24 protein-coding genes are annotated in these 21,018 nt (G+C 35.0%); 17 read left to right on the forward strand and 7 right to left on the reverse strand.

Translation table 11 applies throughout. The features are described 5' to 3' along the window. Positions 1-31 precede the first annotated feature (31 nt). Entirely contained in the window at positions 32-1,690 is a 1,659-nt protein-coding gene (gene pafA / locus LV89_RS16750; protein ID WP_109744074.1) for an alkaline phosphatase PafA, read from the reverse strand. Between pafA and LV89_RS25830 the strand changes: the two genes are divergently transcribed. After that, positions 1,689-1,814, forward strand: coding sequence for a hypothetical protein (locus LV89_RS25830; RefSeq protein ID WP_262509867.1), 126 nt, complete (start codon positions 1,689-1,691; stop codon positions 1,812-1,814). The two genes, pafA and LV89_RS25830, sit on opposite strands and share 2 nt — an antisense overlap. A 35-nt stretch (positions 1,815-1,849) precedes the next feature. On the opposite strand, the gene LV89_RS16755 is transcribed toward LV89_RS25830, so the two are convergent. Then, complete coding sequence (locus LV89_RS16755) at positions 1,850-2,305, reverse strand: type I restriction enzyme HsdR N-terminal domain-containing protein (RefSeq protein ID WP_109744075.1); 456 nt, start codon at positions 2,303-2,305, stop codon at positions 1,850-1,852. A gap of 72 nt (positions 2,306-2,377) precedes the next feature. Between LV89_RS16755 and LV89_RS16760 the strand changes: the two genes are divergently transcribed. Continuing rightward, the gene (locus LV89_RS16760) at positions 2,378-3,151 is read left to right on the forward strand and encodes an AMP nucleosidase (protein WP_109744076.1); all 774 of its coding nucleotides are present in this window, start codon (positions 2,378-2,380) and stop codon (positions 3,149-3,151) included. Between the two features lie 96 nt (positions 3,152-3,247). Here the strand turns inward: LV89_RS16760 and LV89_RS16765 are convergent, their stop codons facing one another. From LV89_RS16765 to LV89_RS16775, 3 genes are all read right to left on the reverse strand, one after another. Next, entirely contained in the window at positions 3,248-4,573 is a 1,326-nt protein-coding gene (locus tag LV89_RS16765) for a tetratricopeptide repeat protein (protein WP_109744077.1), read from the reverse strand. A gap of 426 nt (positions 4,574-4,999) precedes the next feature. Then, positions 5,000-5,929: a citrulline utilization hydrolase CtlX gene (ctlX, locus tag LV89_RS16770; RefSeq protein ID WP_109744078.1), complete on the reverse strand. Its 930-nt coding sequence runs from the start codon at positions 5,927-5,929 to the stop codon at positions 5,000-5,002. A 134-nt stretch (positions 5,930-6,063) separates the two neighbouring features. Continuing rightward, entirely contained in the window at positions 6,064-7,503 is a 1,440-nt protein-coding gene (locus LV89_RS16775) for an arginine deiminase family protein (RefSeq protein WP_109744079.1), read from the reverse strand. A 380-nt stretch (positions 7,504-7,883) separates the two neighbouring features. On the opposite strand from LV89_RS16775, the gene sufC reads away from it, so the two are divergent. The 11 genes from sufC (at position 7,884) to LV89_RS16830 (ending at position 14,017) form a co-directional block, all read left to right on the forward strand. Beyond that, positions 7,884-8,642, forward strand: coding sequence for a Fe-S cluster assembly ATPase SufC (gene sufC / locus LV89_RS16780; RefSeq protein ID WP_109744080.1), 759 nt, complete (start codon positions 7,884-7,886; stop codon positions 8,640-8,642). A gap of 30 nt (positions 8,643-8,672) precedes the next feature. Further along, positions 8,673-9,986 carry a Fe-S cluster assembly protein SufD gene (gene sufD, locus LV89_RS16785; protein ID WP_109744081.1) on the forward strand — a complete coding sequence of 438 codons (1,314 nt, stop codon included), beginning with the start codon at positions 8,673-8,675 and terminating at the stop codon, positions 9,984-9,986. 12 nt (positions 9,987-9,998) lie between these two features. Continuing rightward, on the forward strand, positions 9,999-10,283 hold the full coding sequence (locus LV89_RS16790; protein ID WP_109744082.1) for a DUF2442 domain-containing protein: 285 nt from the start codon (positions 9,999-10,001) through the stop codon (positions 10,281-10,283). Continuing rightward, a complete protein-coding gene (locus LV89_RS16795) occupies positions 10,270-10,530 on the forward strand; it encodes a DUF4160 domain-containing protein (RefSeq protein WP_109744083.1) in 261 nt (86 codons plus the stop codon). The genes LV89_RS16790 and LV89_RS16795 overlap by 14 nt, the downstream gene beginning before the upstream one ends. A 12-nt stretch (positions 10,531-10,542) precedes the next feature. Continuing rightward, positions 10,543-10,974, forward strand: coding sequence for a GNAT family N-acetyltransferase (locus LV89_RS16800; protein WP_109744084.1), 432 nt, complete (start codon positions 10,543-10,545; stop codon positions 10,972-10,974). Continuing rightward, positions 10,971-12,206, forward strand: coding sequence for a cysteine desulfurase (locus LV89_RS16805; protein ID WP_109744085.1), 1,236 nt, complete (start codon positions 10,971-10,973; stop codon positions 12,204-12,206). The genes LV89_RS16800 and LV89_RS16805 overlap by 4 nt, the downstream gene beginning before the upstream one ends. Before the next feature lie 18 nt (positions 12,207-12,224). Further along, the gene (locus tag LV89_RS16810) at positions 12,225-12,410 is read left to right on the forward strand and encodes a hypothetical protein (RefSeq protein WP_109744086.1); all 186 of its coding nucleotides are present in this window, start codon (positions 12,225-12,227) and stop codon (positions 12,408-12,410) included. Next, positions 12,395-12,700 carry a type II toxin-antitoxin system RelE/ParE family toxin gene (locus tag LV89_RS16815; RefSeq protein WP_109744087.1) on the forward strand — a complete coding sequence of 102 codons (306 nt, stop codon included), beginning with the start codon at positions 12,395-12,397 and terminating at the stop codon, positions 12,698-12,700. The genes LV89_RS16810 and LV89_RS16815 overlap by 16 nt, the downstream gene beginning before the upstream one ends. Beyond that, a complete protein-coding gene (locus tag LV89_RS16820) occupies positions 12,690-13,112 on the forward strand; it encodes a SufE family protein (protein WP_109744102.1) in 423 nt (140 codons plus the stop codon). Before LV89_RS16815 ends, LV89_RS16820 begins: the two co-directional genes overlap by 11 nt. 55 nt (positions 13,113-13,167) lie before the next feature. Next, positions 13,168-13,479, forward strand: a complete 312-nt coding sequence (locus LV89_RS16825; RefSeq protein ID WP_109744088.1) for an iron-sulfur cluster assembly protein — start codon at positions 13,168-13,170, stop codon at positions 13,477-13,479. Between the two features lie 124 nt (positions 13,480-13,603). Then, the gene (locus LV89_RS16830; RefSeq protein WP_109744089.1) at positions 13,604-14,017 is read left to right on the forward strand and encodes a BrxA/BrxB family bacilliredoxin; all 414 of its coding nucleotides are present in this window, start codon (positions 13,604-13,606) and stop codon (positions 14,015-14,017) included. A 188-nt stretch (positions 14,018-14,205) separates the two neighbouring features. Here the strand turns inward: LV89_RS16830 and LV89_RS16835 are convergent, their stop codons facing one another. Together LV89_RS16835 and LV89_RS16840 are read right to left on the reverse strand one after the other, a co-directional pair. Beyond that, the gene (locus LV89_RS16835; RefSeq protein ID WP_229201541.1) at positions 14,206-15,609 is read right to left on the reverse strand and encodes a tetratricopeptide repeat protein; all 1,404 of its coding nucleotides are present in this window, start codon (positions 15,607-15,609) and stop codon (positions 14,206-14,208) included. Between the two features lie 189 nt (positions 15,610-15,798). Continuing rightward, positions 15,799-16,797, reverse strand: a complete 999-nt coding sequence (locus LV89_RS16840; protein ID WP_109744091.1) for an SDR family NAD(P)-dependent oxidoreductase — start codon at positions 16,795-16,797, stop codon at positions 15,799-15,801. A 232-nt stretch (positions 16,798-17,029) separates the two neighbouring features. Between LV89_RS16840 and LV89_RS16845 the strand changes: the two genes are divergently transcribed. From LV89_RS16845 to LV89_RS16860, 4 genes are all read left to right on the forward strand, one after another. Further along, the gene (locus tag LV89_RS16845) at positions 17,030-17,968 is read left to right on the forward strand and encodes a Ppx/GppA phosphatase family protein (RefSeq protein ID WP_310588789.1); all 939 of its coding nucleotides are present in this window, start codon (positions 17,030-17,032) and stop codon (positions 17,966-17,968) included. Between the two features lie 145 nt (positions 17,969-18,113). Then, positions 18,114-18,920: a hypothetical protein gene (locus LV89_RS16850; protein WP_109744092.1), complete on the forward strand. Its 807-nt coding sequence runs from the start codon at positions 18,114-18,116 to the stop codon at positions 18,918-18,920. 224 nt (positions 18,921-19,144) lie between these two features. Then, positions 19,145-20,464 carry a UDP-glucose dehydrogenase family protein gene (locus LV89_RS16855; protein WP_109744093.1) on the forward strand — a complete coding sequence of 440 codons (1,320 nt, stop codon included), beginning with the start codon at positions 19,145-19,147 and terminating at the stop codon, positions 20,462-20,464. A 70-nt stretch (positions 20,465-20,534) separates the two neighbouring features. Then, on the forward strand, positions 20,535-20,900 hold the full coding sequence (locus LV89_RS16860) for a four helix bundle protein (RefSeq protein WP_109744094.1): 366 nt from the start codon (positions 20,535-20,537) through the stop codon (positions 20,898-20,900). The last annotated feature ends 118 nt before the right edge of the window (positions 20,901-21,018 follow it).

Raw genomic sequence — 21,018 nt, forward strand, 5'->3', positions numbered from 1 at the left:
GCTAATTTCATGACTTATAAATATCAAAAACCTACTTTTTAGCTCCTTGAATCACATTTCCAATGCTTCCGTTTGGTTCTAAAATACTTAAGAAATCGGCAACGGTTGGAGAAATATCTGAAATATTTGTTCTCATATTTGTTTCAGCATTTCTAACTTTCCAACCGTAAAATAAAAGTGGTACGTGGGTATCATAACGATAAAGTGTTCCGTGAGTAGTCCCTGTTTTTCCACCCATAAACCAACTTGGATTCAGTACCATCATAATATCTCCGCTACGACGTGGATTGATTCCATTTTTTACAATTTTCAACTGATAATCTGGTAAAGTTGAGTTTCCTAAATTGTGCAAATCTACCACATCAGCCATGTCTTCACGCTTCAATAAAGTCTCACGTACAACGGCATGAACTTGTGCGTAAGAAAGCTTTTTCTCTTGCAAAAGGGCATTGTTCAAGTAAATCTGATAATTGTCTTCTGCTCTGATAAATTCACCGTCGCCAAAAGCAGTTTTTAAAGCAGTTTTCACTTCCGAAATAGCACTTCCTCTATCAAAAACGCCCGCAGGTAAATGTTGACTTTGCCAAAATCCCGGAACGTCAGAAACTCCGTGGTCAGCACTCAAAAAGACTAAATAATTATCTTTTCCGAGTGTATTATCAAGGTTTGTCAAAATCTCAGCAATGTCTTTATCCAAACGCAAATAAGTATCTTCTGCTTCAATAGAATTTGGACCAAAAGCGTGTCCTACATAATCCGTTGAAGAAAAACTAACCGTTAAAAAGTCTGTTTTAGGACTTTTCCCTAAGTTTTCATTTTTGATGGCTGCCAAAGCAAAATCTTTCGTCAAAGTATTTCCAAAAGGCGTCGTTCTGATAACTTCCAATAAATTTACGCCTGCTTGTGCCGCTAATTCATGTGGAAAAGTAGGCGTTTTTTCACCTGCTAATTTCCCTTCATACACTTGATTATCAGCCGTGCTTTCAGTGTATTGTTCAATAGGGTAAAGCGTTTTCCAACCTTCTACCATATATTTCTGTGGCATTTTCTGAGCGTTGAAATCTTGTACCCATTGCGGTAAGTCGTTCATATAAAACGAAGACGTAATCCAAGAACCATTTTTAGAATCGAACCAATAAGCGGCATTAGCAGTGTGTCCAGCAGGCAAGATTGCTCCACGGTCTTTTAAGGCAATTCCGATAGTTTTTGACTGAAAATTATTAGCGATTTTTAATTGGTCTGTGATGGTTGATACCAATAAATTCTTTGGCGACATCAAGCCTGCTTTACTATCAGAACCTACTGTTTTTACAGTAGAATCTTCTACACAATATACCGATTTTCCCGCTTTCTGATTAAACCATTCATTACCGATAATTCCGTCAATGGCAGGAACAGACCCTGTAAAAATAGCGGCATGACCTGCCGCAGTTACCGTTGGAGCATAATCATAATGATGATTACGGCAATTAAAACCTTCATTCATCATGCGTTTGAACCCACCTGCTGAATATTTATCATAGTAACGATAAAGAAAATCGTAACGCATTTGGTCAACAACAATACCAACTACCAACTTAGGTTTATTTGGATAAACTGTTTGAGGAGTATCTGATACGCTCTTTTTTTGAGCTGAAATAGTAGTAATTACAAAAAAGAGTAATAGAAATAATGGGAGTTTTTTAGACATGACGAAGGTAATTTTCTGTGATTATGGGGTTAAAGTTAATGAGATAATGAATAATAATCATCAATTCGGTTCATTATCAGTTCGTAAAATTTTAGCGATTATTGTAATGACTTCTGCTATTTAAGTGTATAGCTGATTGCTGATTGCCAACGTCTTTAATCATTCAAACATTGGTAAATCTTGTAAAAAATCTAAACGTAAATTTTCCCAATCTGTTTTACAACAATGAAAAAACATTCCATTGGCAATGGTTAAATATTGGGCTTTCAAAACTTGATTATATTGGGCAGCTTGTGCAAAAACAGCTTGTGAAAGTTCGATATAAGGAGCTTTACATTCTATAATCATAAACAAGTTTCCTGTTCGGTCAAAAACCTGAATATCAGTACGTTTCATTAATTGATTATAGCTCAAACCACTTTCTAATTTTATCAAACTTTTGGGGTATTGATATTGATTAATCAAGAAATGAATAAAGTGCTGACGAACCCACTCTTCGGGTGTGAGAACAATATATTTTTTTCTGATAATATCCCAAATACATAATTTGTCATTGATTTTTTTTAATTTGTGTTCAAATGAAGGAAGGTTTAGTAATGTTAAATCGTTGGACATGGGGATATTTTTTAGAATCTTAGCCAAGTTACAAACTCTACTTTAACCTTCGATTAATCGACAAATATTTTTATGAAAACAAAACAAGAAATTGTGGACAATTGGCTTCCACGTTACACAGGAATGCCATTGGAGGACTTTGGACAGTACATTTTATTGACCAATTTTGCTAATTATGTTAAAATGTTCGCTGAGCAATTTGACGTGGAAATAAAGGGATTAGACCGCCCAATGCAAACGGCAACCGCTAATAATATCACTATTATCAACTTCGGAATGGGGTCACCAATGGCGGCAACTGTGATGGATTTGTTATCAGCCATTGAGCCAAAAGCCGTTTTATTTTTAGGAAAATGCGGTGGATTGAAAAAGAATTTGGGTTTAGGAGATTTGATTTTACCAATTGCTGCGGTACGTGGCGAAGGAACTTCCGACGAATATATGCCTAAGGAAGTACCTGCTTTGCCTTCTTTCCGTTTGCAACGTTCGGTTTCTTCCATGATTAAAAAACATGAAATGGATTATTGGACAGGTTTGGTTTATACTACTAACCGCCGTGTTTGGGAACATGACGAAGAATTTAAGCAGTATTTACAGGATATTCGGGCAATGGGTATTGATATGGAAACCGCTACGATTTTCACAGTAGGCTTTGCGAATAAAATTCCACATGGTGCATTGTTATTGGTATCTGATAACCCAATGACTCCCGACGGTGTAAAAACGGAAGAAAGCGACAAAAAAGTAACGACGAACTTCGTTCAAAAACACTTACAAATCGGGATTGATGCGTTAGAAGAATTAGCAAGTTCTGGCGAATCTGTAAAGCATTTGAGATTTGAGTAATATCAGTAAACAATTAACAGTAATCAGTAAAACATTAAAAAGCCTCACAGAATTGTTCCGTGAGGCTTTTTGATAACTGTTTACTGTTAACTGATATTAATTACAGTAATCTCTAATCACCGAATAAGCTGGGGTGTATCCTAATTCCCCTGATTTACTAAGGTCATTACAACCGTCAGTATCACCTAAAGCGTGACGAATAATTCCTCTTACATAATATGCTTCAGCGTATTTTGAGTTCAATTTAATGGCATTTGTACAATCTTGAATTGCTCCACGTTGGTCGTTGATTTGAGACTTCAACATTCCTCTTGTAAAATAAGCTTCTGAATACGTTGGGTTCAAAGCAATTGCTTTGTTATAATCATCAATTGCTGCTTTTGTTTCACCATTACGAGCTTTTGAAAGTCCACGATTATAATAAACTTCTGAACGTTCTGGCGACATTTCTGCCATTTTTAAACGTTCTTGAACGCCATTTCTTAAATCATCTAATACTTGTTTAGTAATACTTCCAGAGAAAACAACTTTATTGTTTTCGATATTACCAATTGAAACAGCTTTGTTAAAATCTTCAATGGCAGATTTTGTACTACCTAATTTACTTTTTGCAAAACCTCTTCCATAGTATGCCATAGCATTTTCAGGGTCTTGTCCTAAAGCACGGTCAAAATCAACCTGAGCCCCTTGAAAATCTTCCATTTGGCTTTTACAATATCCTCTAAAATATAACGATTCTGCATCTTCTGGCGTAATTTCTAAAGCCTTACCATAGTCTGTAATTGCTCCTTTGAAATCTCCCATTTTCATTTTACTGTATGCTCTTCCAGAGTACGAAGTTGAACGTTTTGGGCTAATTTCAATTGCTTTTGTAAAATCGTCTAAACTTCCTCTATAATCTTCTAATTTCTGTTTCACAACACCTCTTGCGGTATAACCTTGAGCATTGTCTGGCGTAAGGTCAAGCGATTTGTTAAAGTCAGATAATGCACCTTTGTAGTTCTCTAATTTTGATTTACTTAATCCACGAATGAAATAAGTATTTGCATCAATTGGGTTAAGAGCTATACAACTGTTATAGTCTTGCAAAGCACCTTTGTGGTCATCTTGACGAGCCTTACTTTGTCCACGTCCAGCAAAAGCATCAGCGTATCTTGGGTTCAATTCAAGAGCTTTATCAAAATCATTGATTGCTCCACGGTTATCTTTAAGGTTTGCCTTTGTAACGGCTCTGTTATAGTAAGCATTAGCGTCTTCTGGTTTCAAAGCAATTGCTTGCGAGAATGCCGTTTGAGCCGAAGCATGATTTCCTATATTACTTTGTTGTACACCATATTCCATCAATTCTTGGAATGACTTTTGTGCGAAAGAACTGATGCTTATTAGCAAGAACGCTAATGATGATAAAAAACTTTTTTTCATGGGTCTGATGTGAAAAAACAATTTTTAGTGATTAAACAAAAACATTGAAATGCCTTTTGATAAAAATATTACAAACACATTTCAATATTCTGTGGTGAATGCTCTCATTTTCAATCAAGTGGCTTGATAAAATTCTGATATTAAAATACGATACTAAAGAGTAAATTCTCATGTTTTTTCGAGTTTGACTCTCCAATATCCTTGCCAAATTACTTAAAAAATGCCTTACTGCCAAAAATATGGCTTAAACAATCGTTAAACTCTCGATTATACGTTTTTAAATATCGGAACATTAACGACCTTTAATCTGTAAATATTATTAGGTCAAAAAGCATCAACCTGATTTTTATTCGAATATACCCTCAAATATAATTTCAACAGAGAAAATGCTTTTTATCGTTAACAAAACATTAACAAATAAGCCTTTTATTTAATTGGCAAATGTACTTCTGCCATCATACAACGAGCCGAACCTCCTCCATTTCCTTCAATCATAGACAAGTCAAAATGATGAATAGCACAATAATCGTCTAAAATAGCTATTTGTTTAGGCGTAAGAGCATGATACGCTGAACTCGACATTATCAAGATTTTATTTCCTGATACGCTTTTCACTTCCAACATATTTCCAGCAAATTGATTCATTTGTTGCAAAGTAATTTCCACCACTCTTTTTCCTGATTGTTCCAAAGAATTTCGTACCATCAAACGCTCGTCAAAATCTGGAATGGCTTCCAAGCAAATCACCGCAAACATATCGCCAATGCACATGACCACATTGGTATGATAAATCTGTTTTCCAGAACCATCAACGGCATTAAACGCCACAATTTCATAATTCATTTGGGAAGAAAATTCCTTCAAAATATCCGCATCAGTTCTGGGTGACAAACAGGCATAAGCAATTTTAAACTTACGGTCGAGAACCATTGAGCCTGTTCCTTCTAAAAACTTTCCATCTTGTTCAGAACCCGACAAATCAATTCTACGGTTGATATAAAATTGTTCTCCTATTTGCTGAATAATATCTTCTCGACGCTCCAAACGACGATTTTCTGCCTGCATTGGATAGGTAATAACCGAGCCATTTCCATGAAAAGAAATCCAATTATTGGGAAAAATTGAGTCGGGCGTATGCGGTTCGGCAGTGTCTTCAATCACGATGACATTTACGCCTGATTTACGCAATTGTTCTACCATATTATCAAATTCTTGCAAAGCAACTTGTTGAGCTTTTGTTGCATTTTGCTTTCCAAATGCTGCATCTTGAAAAGCATTTGATTCGGCAGTTTCTTGGTTAAATCCAAAATTCACTGGACGAATCATGAGTATATTAGAAGTAGTTTGTGAACGCATATTTTTGTGTGATATGATGGAACACGGATTTTACGGATTAGACACAGATTGAATTTTGTTAATTCCGTAAAATACCTGCAAAACTAAGAATATTCATCCGTGTCCAATCCGTAAAATCCGTGTTCTATATTAATTTAAAATTCCGAACGCAATATTGGCATTGACATACAATGTGAGCCTCCTCTGGCACGGGAAAGTTCGGCGGAAGGCAACATGATGAATGTATCCGTAATTGTTTCGGGATTCTTTTTTCCTGTTTCAAAATCTTGTAATAAATCTTCCATTTTCACGGCTTCAAAACCTGCATTTTTAAAGGCTTCGAGGGTTTTATCGTTACGGTCGTAACCAATGACAACGCCTTCTTTAACCGCCAAAAGATTACAAGAATCTGTCCATTGTTCTCTTGCTCCATACGGGAATTCATTATTGCCAGAGTAAATAAATTTCACATCAAGCGGCTGACAATTAAGGTCATATACCGAAATTTCGGTCAATAATTCTTCTAAACTTTCTATCTCACGTGGTTCGTGTTCTTGTTCACGTCTAAACTGTACAATTTGTACTTCTTCTGCTTTTTGAGATTTCAATAATCCTGCTTTTATCAAAGCTTCGTCTTCTGCTTTTATCTGTGGTTTTGCCAACGACCCCAACAAAACCCACATATTTCTTTTCACTTGGGTAAAAACCGTGTCAATGTGCATATAATCACGTTTATTCGGGATTTTCACCAAAGTTATTTTCTCAACTATTTTCTTTTCAAACAAGATTTTTATGACTTGTTTGGCGGCATAAATGGTTGTTCTTTCTGAAATTCCAATTAATAAATGATTCTTAGCAACCATCATTACATCGCCACCTTCCAACGTTGACTGAGCGTCTTGTACTTGCTCTTCGGGCAGTAAAAAAAGTGTCTCATTATCAGGAATTTCAATCAAATTTTGTCGAACTTCCGCAAAAATTGGGTGATTATAAAAAATATATTGAACTAACAGAGCCTCACGAGTACGAGCTTGTTTTTTGGGGCGATTCAGTAAAATATGGTCATTGATAGTAATACCAATATCACGAGTAAAAATGAAATTAGGAATTGGCGGGAACAGCATTTCTCCAGATGGCGTTGTGCCTGAAATCAAAGTTTTAGCTAATTCTACGGAAGGCAAATTGAAAAGTTCATCGTGCGTTGTGTACCATTCTTTTTCAATGGCACAAGCCGCAGCTACCAATTTCATCTTGGTCAAATCATTTTCAAGGATTTCAGCCAAGAGTTTTTGCAATTCGATTACCTTGTCAGAATTGAAATAATCGGAGCTATCAGGTTTAAAGAAATTCCTTTCGTGGTCGGCATCAATTTCAGCCAATTTTCCTTTAATCTTCTCTGAATCAAGAAAATAAAGTAATGTTTTTACATAGAAATCATACTCTTTTCTACGCATAGTGTCTAAGTGAATAATATCTTCAAAAAGCCAATCTTGAGCTTTTGAAGGAACTACTTTTCCTAAACCACTATCTGGACTATGAATTAAGAGACGTCTAAGCGTCCCGACTTCGGAGGAGACTTGTATGGACTTTTCCATAAGTTTTATTGATGAAATTTTGAGATTTTCGCAATAAGGGATTTTTATTTTGCAAAGTCAAATTTATTTATCTAAACTATGATTTATATGATTCAAACATTGCCTGAACTATGATTTGTAGAATTAAAGAATTTTAGGATTTGAAAATATTAGTGCAAACTATGATTTGTCTGAACTATGATTTGTAGGATTAAAGGATTTTAGGATTTGAAAATCTTGAAACTATAAAATCTAAAAATCTTAGTTCAAACAGACTCTACAATCTTTTGAAACTTTTTTCTTCTGTTTAGAGTTGTTCTAAATAAACACTTGGATAGCAAAAGATGAGGTCGTAATTTTGTAACCATTAATTATAAAGAATATACAAATAATAGAATACAATGTTAAAAATCAGCAATTTACAAGCTAAAATTGGAGATAAAGAAATTCTAAAAGGTTTAAATTTAGAAGTTAAAGCAGGCGAAGTTCACGCAATTATGGGACCGAACGGTGCTGGGAAAAGTACATTGGCTTCTGTTTTGGCAGGTCGTGACACTTACGAAGTAACCGGGGGTAGCGTTGATTTTGACGGAACAGATTTATTAGAACTTGCTCCAGAAGAACGTGCTGCGGAAGGTATCTTTTTAGCTTTTCAATATCCTGTTGAGATTCCAGGAGTTTCAACCACCAATTTCTTGAAAACGGCTGTAAACGAAATTCGTAAATATCGTGGTGAAGAACCAATGGATGCGGTACAGTTTTTAAAGATGTTCAAAGAAAAAATGAAGATTGTAAATATCGACCAATCTTTGTTAAATCGTGCTTTGAACGAAGGGTTTTCAGGTGGTGAGAAAAAACGTAACGAAATCTTCCAAATGGCTGTTTTAGCTCCCAAATTAGCTATCTTAGATGAAACAGATTCAGGACTTGATATTGATGCTTTACGTATTGTAGCTGAAGGAGTTAACAAATTAAAATCTCCAGACAATGCTACTATCGTGGTAACGCACTACCAACGTTTATTAGATTATATCGTTCCAGATTTTGTTCACGTATTATACAAAGGTCGTATCGTGAAATCAGGAACAAAAGAATTAGCCCTTGAATTAGAAGAAAGAGGTTATGACTGGATTAAGGAAGAATTGGGCGAAACGGTTTAATAAGCTATTAATAAAGATTAGATTTTGATTATGAACAATACAGATTTAAAAACTCAATTAATAGCAGATTTCAAAACTGCCGAAGGACGCATGAATGGCGAAGCAAAATCTGCCGTTCACCAAGTTCGTCAGCAGGCTTTAGAACGTTTTGACAAATTGGGTTTCCCAACCACTAAACATGAAGAATGGAAATATTCTAATGTTAAAAATTTAGTAAATCAAGCATTTGAATTTAATGCAGTTACTAATTTTTCGGCAGAAGATTTAGCAGAAATGCCTATTCCAAATCTTGAAGGAAATATTCTTTACTTCATCAACGGGGTTTACAACGCAGAATTATCAACCATTGTAAGTCCTCAGACTGAATTACAAATTTTGACTTTTGCCGAAGCTGCAAAAACTCAACCACAATTGATTGAGCAGTATTTCAATAAATATTCTGATTATCAAGACAATGCTTTCACGGCTTTGAATACCGCTTTTGCACAAAATGGCGTGTTCGTTCATGTTCCTGAAAATAAAGTGGTAGAGCAACCAATCATTATTCGTTTTATTAATGATGCTCGTACTTTAAATGTTGCGGCTCAACCACGTAATCTAATTGTAGTTGGCAAACGTTCAGAAGTACAAATTGCTGAAGCCTTCCGTACTATTGGCGAAAATGCTTCATTCACAAATGCCGTTACTGAATTTGTAGTTGCCGAAGAAGCAAACGTACATTATTACAAAGTTCAGAACGAGTCGGACAAAGCGTATCATATCGGTACAACTTCGGTTTTACAAGCTGGAAAATCTGTATTTACAGCTAATACCGTTACAGCCAACGGAGGATTTGTTCGTAACAATTTGAATATCAAAATTGACGGAGAATACGCTGAAGCTAATATGTTTGGTTTATACATTCCAAACGGGAAACAACACGTAGATAACCATACTGCGGTTGACCACGCCAAGCCAAATTCAAATTCTAATGAATTATACAAAGGAATTTTGAAAGGTAAATCAACGGGTGTATTCAACGGAAAAATCTTTGTAAGAGAAGATGCTCAAAAAACAAACGCTTTTCAATCTTGTAAAAACGTATTGTTGTCAGAAGATGCGTCGATGAATACAAAACCACAATTAGAGATTTGGGCAGATGACGTAAAATGTTCACACGGAACAACCACTGGACAATTGAACGATGATGCACTTTTCTATATGCAAGCACGTGGTATTTCAAAAGATTCTGCAAAAGCATTATTGACATTGGCATTTGCACAGGACGTAATTGATAAATTTGAGATTGCTTCTATCAAAGAATATTTGCAAGAATTGATTACGGAAAAGATTTATCAAGATTAAAATCAGAACAAGATGTTTCCACGACTTATTGATGTAAAAGGGTTAACTAACTATCGTCTTGCATTAAAATATGACGATGGAACGCAAGGAATTGCGGATGTATCTCATCTCGCCCATAAAGGAATTTTCCAACAATGGGATGAGGATGGTCTTTTTAATAATGCGTATATTGATAAAGAATCAAATGCGGTGGCATGGAATGAGGGTTTAGATTTGTGTCCAGATTCTTTGTATTTAAAATTAGTAGGTCTTTCCTTTGAAGACTGGAAGAAAAAAGAACATTATGCCACAAATTAGTCGTTTTTTCGGAATTATCATCTTTATGTATTTTGATGACCATAATCCTCCTCATTTTCATGCACATTATGGAGATTTTAAAGCGGTTATTTCTATTGACAATTTTGCACTTTTAGAAGGAAAATTACCTGCAAAAACATTAGGATTGGTAATCGAATGGGCGGTTTTACATCAAGAAGAATTGATGAATAATTGGAGATTAATGGAAGCAAGTAAACCAATGTTAAAAATTGACCCTTTACAATAATTCGTGGAGTATATGACTCAAATAAAATTCGCAAATACTCAAGACGAATATTTAAAATGTTGGAATGCAATTAGTGCTTTAAGACCAAATCTTACAAAGGAAAATTATTTGGCTTTAATTGATAATATGAAAAATCAGACTTATCAATTAGTATTTATTGAAGATGAAAATGGAGATGTACCCGCAGTTGTTGGATTTAGGTACATGACAATGCTTTACTGTGGTAATATTATCTACATTGATGATTTATCAACGATTTCAGAAGCGAGAGGAAAAGGCTATGCGAGTCAATTATTAGACTTTATTATTGATTTGGCTCAAACCCAAAAACTTGATGGAATTCATTTAGATTCGGGACATCAACGTTATGATGCACATCGTTTGTATTTGAATAAGAAATTAAAAATTACCGCACATCATTTTAGTTTGAATATTAATTCATGACAACAATCACCGAAATATTAGACATACAGGCAATCAGAGCCGATTTCCCAATTCTTGACCAAGAAGTTAATGGTCGTAAATTGGTATATTTTGATAATGCCGCAACCACACAAAAACCAAAATCGGTTATTGATACCATTGCACATTATTACAACTTTGATAACGCCAACATTCATAGAGGTATCCATACTTTGGCAGAACGTGCCACTCGTGACTTTGAAGCGTCTCGTGAGGCTGTCCGTGAGTTTATTGGAGCATCTTCTATCGAAGAAATCATTTTTACTTCTGGTACAACTCAAGGTATTAATTTAGTAGCCAGCACTTTCGGAAGAAAGTTTATTAAAGAAGGTGACGAAATTATCATTTCTGGTTTAGAACATCATTCCAATATTGTGCCTTGGCAAATGCTTTGTGAAGAAAAAGGTATCAAATTGAAAGTAATTCCTGTTACCGATTTAGGCGAATTGGATATGGAAGCATACCAAAATATGCTTTCAGAAAAAGTGAAATTGGTATCGGTAAATCATGTGTCTAATTCATTAGGAACGATTAACCCTATTAAGCATATTATTGAATTAGCTCATAATTTTGGAGCAAAAGTTTTGATTGATGGAGCTCAAGCATCATCTCACTTAACAATTGATGTTCAAGCACTTGATGCTGATTTTTATGCGTTTTCTGCTCATAAATTATATGGACCAACAGGAATAGGTGTATTGTATGGTAAAAAAGAAATCCTCAACGCAATGCCTCCATACATGGGCGGTGGCGAGATGATTAAAGAGGTAACTTTCGAGAAAACGACTTACAACGAATTGCCTTATAAATTTGAAGCAGGTACGCCAAATATTGCTGATGTTGTTGCTTTAAAAACTGCATTAGAATTTATCGCACAACATGGTAAAGAAAATATTGCAGCTCATGAAGATATGCTTTTACAATACGCCACAAAGCAATTATTGGAGATTGACGGACTAAAAATAATTGGTCAAGCAAAAGAAAAGGTGTCTGTAATAAGTTTTATCATGGATGGAATTCACCCACAAGACATTGGTGTATTGCTTGATAATCAAGGGATTGCCGTAAGAACTGGACACCACTGCACGCAACCTTTAATGCAAAGATTCAATATTGTGGGAACAACCAGAGCATCTTTTGCGGTTTATAATACAACTGAAGAAATTGACCGATTAGTAGCTGGAATACACAGAGTTAAGAAAATGCTTTTGTAAAAATATAATTCTCCTAACATGATAACGCCCAATCAAGTAATAGAATCTTTCCAAAATCTTCCTAATAATACTTCTGTGGAAGAAATGATAGAGCGAATTCTCGTTCTTGAACAAATTGAAACTGCTCGTCAACAATCTCGGAATGGGCAAGTTTATTCTAATAATGAAGTAAAAGCATTCGTAAGAGAATGGCGAAAGAAATAGCTTGGACATCAAAAGGAATTGAGACATTTCAAAGTCATTTTTTATATATTGAAAACGAATCACCACTAAATGCTGATAGATTCGAGTCGAAAGTTTTTGAAATACTTGAATTAGTATCTCAAAATCCACTTATGGGTAGAATGACCATTGAATTAAAAGATGAAATGGTTAGGGAAGTTATCATTTATGGCACTTTTAGAATCATTTATGAGATTTTTGAGAACAGAATAGAAATTTTAACCATTCGCAGAACAGCACAAGCGAATGACTTTCAGAAAAATGACAATTAACGAATCACAAGACGAAATAATAGAAGAATTTGAATTGTTTGACGATTGGGCAGACAAATACGAATATATCATTGATTTAGGAAAGAAACTCAAAGGGCTTCCCGAAGAACAAAAAACTGAAGAAAATATCATCAAAGGTTGTCAAAGTAGAGTTTGGTTGAATGCTCATAAAGACGAAGAAAAACTAATCTTTGAAGCTGATTCTGAGGCAATTATCGTAAAAGGCTTGGTAAATATGCTCATTAGAGTTTTGTCTGGACATACGCCAAAGGAAATTGCAGAATCAGATTTATACTTTATGGATAAAATCGGGATGAGTTCACATTTAGCACAAACTCGTTCAAACGGATTGGCTTCGATGGTGAAGCAGATGAAGAATTATGCGATTGCTTATAATAGTATTATGTCCTAAGTATTTTTGTTATTTCTTAATACTTTGTACCTAATACTTAATACTAAAAATACCAATGTCAGAAGAAGAATTAAAAGAAGAAGTAATCAGAGCGATTAAAGAAGTTTATGACCCAGAAATTCCTGTGAATGTCTATGAACTTGGTCTGATTTACGATATAAAAATATTTCCAGTTAATAATGTTTATGTTTTAATGACATTAACCTCTCCTTCTTGCCCTTCGGCAGAGGCGATTCCTGTGGAAATTGAACAGAAAATTAAGGAAATTGCAGAAGTTTCAGACGTTAGTGTTGAATTAACTTTTGACCCTCCGTATTCACAAGATATGATGTCGGAAGTAGCAAAACTGGAACTTGGTTTTATGTAACATTGTTCATTGAGTGGTTGATTAATTTAGTAATTGAGTGAATATGTAAATATTCGTTCCTTTTGAAATCTTATTCATTCGCTCAAGTTACGCATCCCATTCACTCATTCAAAAAATTAGAAATATGTACCCAGAACATTTAGTAGCTCCAATGCGTGCAGATATTGCAGAAGGAGGATTTACAGAATTAAAAACGGCCGCAGAAGTTGAAACTGTCATGGCTGAAAACGGAACAACTTTGATGTTTATCAACTCTGTTTGTGGTTGTTCAGCACGTACTGCTCGTCCAGGTGTGAAAGAAGCCGTTTGGAATTCAGAGAAAAAACCAAATCATTTAGTAACCGTTTTTGCAGGTGTTGACCAAGAAGCTACCGCAAAAGCTCGTGAATATACTTTACCATATCCTCCATCTTCTCCAGCGATTGCTTTTTTCAAAGACGGAGAGTTAGTTCACATGGTAGAGCGTCATCACATCGAAGGTCGTTCAGCAGAATTAATCGCTAATCACTTAGAAGGTGTTTTTGAAGAATTTTGTTAGTAGAAATTGGTAATTAGTTACTGAAAATTGGTTAACTGGTTACTGGTGTATTAGTGATTGGGTAACGGGTAAAGTGCTTACTTATCCCAATTTTAATAAAAAAAGGAACTTCATTTAGCTGAAGTTCCTTTTTTGTTAGAATAATATTTTCAAATTACCAATATACCAGTAACCAATAAACCAATCCCCTACTTCCGATACTGCTCAATTATTCTAAAAATTGCTTTTTGAGTTTCTAAACTTTTAAAATATTCAAACATCAATTCGTGTCCTTCGTAATTTAAAATCAAACCTGTTTCTAAGTAATTGAATGCCTCTTTATACCGTCCAGATTTAATAAAATAAACGGCTGCACGGTAATATAATTCTGATTCTTCTGGCATTTGGTCAATAGCAGAAAGCATTAATTCTGCCGCCAATTCAAAATCTCCTTGCTCATGGTTCAAAATAGACCATTTTATCCATGCTTCTGGATTCATCGGTTCTAATTCCGCTGATTTTTGGTAGGCTTCCATACCCGAAACAATATTACCCATATTCGTTTCTGCATCTGCTATCGCCAACCAATAATAAGCATTTTTATCGTCTAAGCTAAGTGCCTTTTTCAAGAAATGCGTGGCTTCAAACCAACGCTCCATTTCACAAAGGCAAACACCTACCCCGAAATAACCATCGTCCCATTCTGGGTCGAGCTTTATGGCATCTTTGTAATAATGAATGGCTTCTGCAAAACGTTCTTGACGCTCAATACTTGCTCCGAAACAACAATAAACTTCGGGCGTAACGTCCTCAAATTCAAGGCAACGACGATAAGCATCTTCTGCTTTTGCCCAATTGCCCAAATTCATATACGAATTTCCTAAATTAAAATATCCCGAAGAAAATTTATCATTTATCGCAACCGAAAACTCATACGCATCGGCTGCTTCTTCAAACTTCCCTAATTTAGAATACGCAATTCCGATATTATACCAAGCGTTTTCAGAATAAGGGTCTGTGTCGATAAATTGTTGATAATAAGGCAACGATTCCTCTAATTTTCCTATTTCATCTAAACTATTGGCTAATTCATAAAGAGCATTTTCATTTTTGATATTCTCCTCGATGGCTTGTTTGAAAGCAGCAACGGCATTATGGTGTTTTCCCCAACTTTGATACGCCAATCCGATATGAAAATAAACTTCGTCTCGGTCTTCAGCAATTTCTAAAATTTCTGTGAGCAATTCGATAGCCGTTTGGTAATCACCTTTAAGATTGTAAACGGTACTACGGAGATAAATGATGTCGGTATCAGAAGGATTGAATAACTCTGCTTTATCAATAATTTCGAGTGCTTCGTCATGTTTTCCAAGATTAGCGAGCAACTCAGCCTTACAAAGCATCATTTCCAACGAGTAAGGGTATTGTTCCAGAGCCATATCGCAGGCTTGCATAGCGTCATCGACTTTCCCTTCTTCCATATAATGTTCTACGATTTGTTCGTAGGTATCAAGGTCGAAAAAAGAAGATTCCATACGTTTGAGCATGGATTCGAAACGCCTCACCGAATGTAGCGTTTCCTCTCGGCGGTCTTCAAAATCTTGTTCCATCATTGATTTTAGGGTCTGGTATTATCAGTAGCAACTTCCTGTTATTGCTAATTTAATAATAAACTTTTGTTATACCAAACACCTTGATTTATTAATTAGCGTAGCAAAAATTATGCTAATTGTAAAGTTTTAAGGCATCAAAGTTGTCAGGATTCAGACTTTTCTTTTATCAAAACTCTCTACTAATTTATTTTATTGATATTTTTTCAGTAATTGTCCACAAATTCTATCTAAACTTTCATCTAAACTTTTAAATGAAAAACTGAGTGCATTTTTCACTTTATCATTTTGATATTCAAAAGAATGACTGGATGAAAGTGCGGTTTCTTTGGTAATTAATGGAGCTTTTCCTGTAAAGAAACTTCTGACTGCTTCTAATCGCCAAATAATACCCGTTAACGATTTATTGAGTAATTTTTGGGGAGCTTTTTTATGAAATTTCTGAGCAACTTTCGTTAAAAATTCTTTGTACGTAATTTGCCCTGCACTTACAACGTATCTTTCATTAGAAATATCAGAAGTAGTTAATTGATAAATAATTGAAACCAAATCCTCCACATCCACATAATTAAGATTTCCTTGTGGATAAAAAGCATGTTCGTCATAAGCGTATTTGAGCAATTGTGTACTACTTTTTGTCCAATCGGCTTCTCCCAAAATAATGGACGGGTTAACAATAACGGTTTCTAAACCTTCCGACTGCCCACGCCACACTTCCATTTCGGCTAAATACTTGGTTTTGGCATAATTAGAATTCAATGGACTTTCTTCCCAAGTAGCTTTTTCGTTAATCTGAATCATGCTTTTATGAGATTCTCCATTAGGCGTTTTTCGCCCTAAAGCTGCCACAGAGCTAACAAAACAAAGCTTTTTGACTTTACTATCTAAACAAATATTAACGACGTTTGTTGTGCCTTCTACATTAGTCTTTAGCATTCGTTCTTGGTCTTTCGGAGCAAATGAAACGATAGCCGCCGCATGAACCACCAAGTCAATTCCTTGCATGGCTTTTTCAAGCGATAGAATATCTAACACATCGCCTTCATGCCAAGTTATCTGATTTTCAACTCCTTGCAATAACGACAAGTCGCTATTTTGTCTTTTTAGACCAGCCACTTGATAACCCGCTTCTAAGAAACGCTTTGCCGTGAAACTTCCGACCAAACCTGTTATACCTGTTATTAATACCATTTTTAATAGTGGCAAAGAAGAAATTCACAGAGGTACAAAGTATTTGCCTCCGTTCTAAATCAATGCTCTTAAAACCTTATGCCTTTTTTATTTTGTTATCTTTATTCTCCACTTCACACTTTTATATTCCTCTGCGTCTTTGCTCCTCTGTGCCTTTGCACCTTGATGTTTTTTTCTTCCTATCTTTACATCCACAAAGGTAAATCCAAAACATTACAATCAATTACAAAACGTGATAAAGAAAGCAATTATTGACTTAGGGACAAATACATTTCAACTATTGATTGTAGCACAAGAAGGCGACACATTTCAGACCATCCATGAAGACAGTTACGCCGCCAAAATTGGTAAAGGTGGCATTTCAGATGGCATTATTACCGAAGAAGGAATCCAAAGAGCTGTAAAAGGCTTACAATATTTTCAGCAAATATTTGACAAAGAAGGCATTACACCCGACAATATTTTGGCAACGGCTACCAGTGCCGTCAGAAATGCTAAAAACGGCAATGAATTTTGTGAGAGAATTTTGACTGAAACGGGTATAAAAATCAAAGTAATTTCGGGAGATGAAGAAGCGGGTTTGATTTACGAAGGCGTTAAATTAGGCATGAAAATCGGTTCAGAAACTGCCATGATTATTGACATTGGCGGTGGCTCGGTTGAGTTTATTATTTGCAACGAAACTAAAATATTTTACAAGCAAAGTTTTGAAATTGGCGGTCAGCGATTGATGGATAAATTCATGACCACCGACCCCATTTCTCCACGTTCGGTTCAAGCACTAAAGAACTACCTCGAAGACCAACTTTTACCGCTTACCAACGCCGTGCATCAGTACGCACCTGTGTGTGTAATTGGCTCGGCGGGTTCGTTTGAAACGCTCATTGATATGTATTTTATGAAACAATTTGGGCAACTCCCCCCTACCGACCAAGTTTCATTTGAATTACCCCTTGCTGAATTTTACGACTCCTTTTTGAAACTCGTTTCGCAAAATCGTGAACAAAGAATGAACATTGCAGGCATGATAGAATTACGTGTGGATATGATTGTGGTAGGCGTTTGTTTAATAGATTTTATTTTGAAAAGATACGAAATCAACCAAATAAAAGTGTCTAATTATGCTTTGAAAGAAGGGGTTTTGAGTAGGCTTTTAGGAAGGAATGGTTGAGCTTTTTTTAAATTAGGTACACTAATTATCAGTTAAAACGGAATTATCCATTATTTGTCGCACAACCGCTGACAGCGACTTTTCGTCCTGCCTGCGGTTTGTTTTTACGAATTGTAGATAATTCCGATTAGAAAAGTAAGATAAAATGGTAGAAAATCAATATAATCGTTTTTTTGAGTCATATAAAGTCTTTCTTCTAAAAACAGGATTTTCAGAGGAAAAAGATTTACAAGGCTGCTCTGAAGTAACAATCAACAAATTAGAACGCAAATATGACATAACCATTCCATTGGCATTACGTACTTATTTGAGTTTTTTTGGCAATAATTTTTATACATCAAGACGTGATTTTCGTTTAGATTTCAGAGTGAAAGATATTGAAAGAGCTAACACAATAGCTAAAGACATAGCGTTATTGGATGTACTCGTTGCCAATAGAAACGTAAGAAACGATGTTGATTTAGATAATATATTGTTTGTCGGACATGATTCTGATAGGGATATCATGTATTTTTTTGAATGTTCAGAACCAAATCCTTTAATCAAATCTACCATCTACGATTACAAATACATAGACGAAGAAAGAGTTTTTGCTAATGGTCTCATAACGTATCATTCAGGAGAGCTTTCTTTTATAGGTAGTATTATGTATTTGATATACTGGATGATAAATTGGAAATTAAGGACAGAAAGGAAAGATGTTACAAATTCACAAAGATTACGTGAATACGATAGACTTAATTTAGATGCTTTTGAATGGATCAAATATCATCAGAAGCATCAACAAAAACCTTATGATGAAAGAATGAGTACTGATATACAAGTTAAAGCAAGAATAGATTTTTGTCATATTGCAGATGTCAAAGCCCAAGAAACAGGAATTGTAATGACGATAGATGAATTTGAGTGGGCATTTATAAAGCATTTACGGAGTTTGGGAGTGGATATTTAATTTAAACTTATTTTCACATCATTTTGGAAAAACAAGCTGAAATTAGTCGTAGGCTTGGCTAAGCGTTCCTACGACCAGACAGATTTCTATTCACAAAGAGCCACTTAATAATTTTACAAAATTCTTTCGCAACATTTGAGATACGTATTTAGATTATACCAATAAAAACCACTAATTTTGAAAAATAAACTATAACTATTTCAAGAAAACAAAAATCGAGAATAATGAGAATAGCTGTAATCGGAACAGGATATGTAGGATTGGTAACGGGAACTTGTTTTGCTGAAACAGGCAATCAGGTTATTTGCGTGGATATTGACGCAAAAAAAGTAGAAAAAATGAAAAACGGGGTCATTCCAATTTATGAACCTGGTTTGGAAGAATTATTTCTACGTAACTCTAACGAAGGAAGATTAAAATTCACAACTTCTTTGTCTGAAGGTATCAAAGATGCACAAGTAATCTTTTTGGCTTTACCAACGCCTCCAGGTGCTGACGGTTCAGCAGATTTGAAATATATTTTAAAAGTTGCGGACGATTTAGGTCCAATTTTAGAAAATTACGTAGTTGTTATCGACAAAAGTACAGTACCTGTTGGAACGGCTGAGAAAGTACAAGCGGCAATCGCTAAAAATGCCAAAGTTGAATTTGACGTAGTTTCAAACCCTGAGTTTTTACGTGAAGGAGTTGCCGTAGAAGATTTTATGAAGCCTGACCGAGTGGTTATTGGTACAAAATCTGACAAAGCAAAAGCGGTAATGACTAAGTTATACGCTCCGTTAGTTCGTCAGGGAAATCCTGTGATTTTCATGGATGAGCGTTCGGCTGAAATGACTAAATATGCAGCCAATGCGTTCTTGGCTACAAAAATTACTTTCATGAACGAAATTGCAAACCTTTGTGAAAAAGTAGGGGCAAACGTTGATGATATTCGTAGAGGTATCGGTACGGATTCTCGTATCGGTAAAAGATTCTTGTTTGCAGGAATCGGCTACGGAGGAAGCTGTTTTCCAAAAGATGTTCAAGCATTAGAAAAAACTTCTAAAGAAAATGATTACGATTTCAAAATTTTGAAAGCCGTAATGGACGTAAATGAAAACCAAAAGACAAAGTTAATCCCAATGATTAATGAGTATTTTGGAGGAGATTTGAAAGGTAAAACTTTCGCTATGTGGGGCTTAGCTTTCAAACCTTATACAGATGATATTCGTGAAGCACCAGCATTATACAATATCGATGCTTTGGTTGAAGCAGGAGCAACGATTAAGGCTTATGACCCAGAGGCAATGCCAAATGTTGAAGCTTTAGTTGGTGACAAAATCACTTTTACTTCTGGTCCTTATGAGGCATTGAAAGATGCTGACGCTTTATTAATCATGACAGAATGGCCTCAATTCCGTACTCCAGAATTTGAAGTAATGAATGTTTTATTAAAAAATAAAGTAATTTTTGACGGTCGTAATTTATACGAATTAGACGAAATTGCAGAAAAAGGATATACTTACTATTCAATTGGAAGAGAAACAGTGAACAGTAAACAGTAAACAGTTATCAGAAAACATATATGTTTTACCCCATTGCTTTATCTTTAAAATTTCTACCTTATTCCTTAATATGCAAACTGATAACAATCTTTATAATAAAGCATACGCTTTAGCTATAAGAACAATAAAAGCGTATCAATATTTAATTGATAAAAAGAAAGAATTTACTTTATCTAAGCAACTTTTGAGAAGTGGGACTTCTATTGGGGCTAATATTTCCGAAGCTAACGGTGCAATATCTCAAGCGGATTTTTCAAGTAAGATTTCAATAGCTTATAAAGAAAGTCTTGAAACAAAATATTGGCTTTCACTTCTTAAAGATACTAATTACCTTGATGAAAAAACATTCTCAAGTATTTACAAAGAAGTTGATGAATTAAGTAAAATAATGTTTTCAATTTTAAAAACAACAAAACGAGTAAACAATAACCAGTGAACAGTAATCAGTTAGCAGTGAACAATTATCAGTTATTATTTAGATTCTTGCATTTGTCATAGATTCTTTATTCACCTGATAACTGTTTACTGTTTACTGATAACTGTTCACTGATAAC

This window comes from Arcicella aurantiaca (genome assembly GCF_003148625.1).
Classification (GTDB): domain Bacteria; phylum Bacteroidota; class Bacteroidia; order Cytophagales; family Spirosomataceae; genus Arcicella; species Arcicella aurantiaca.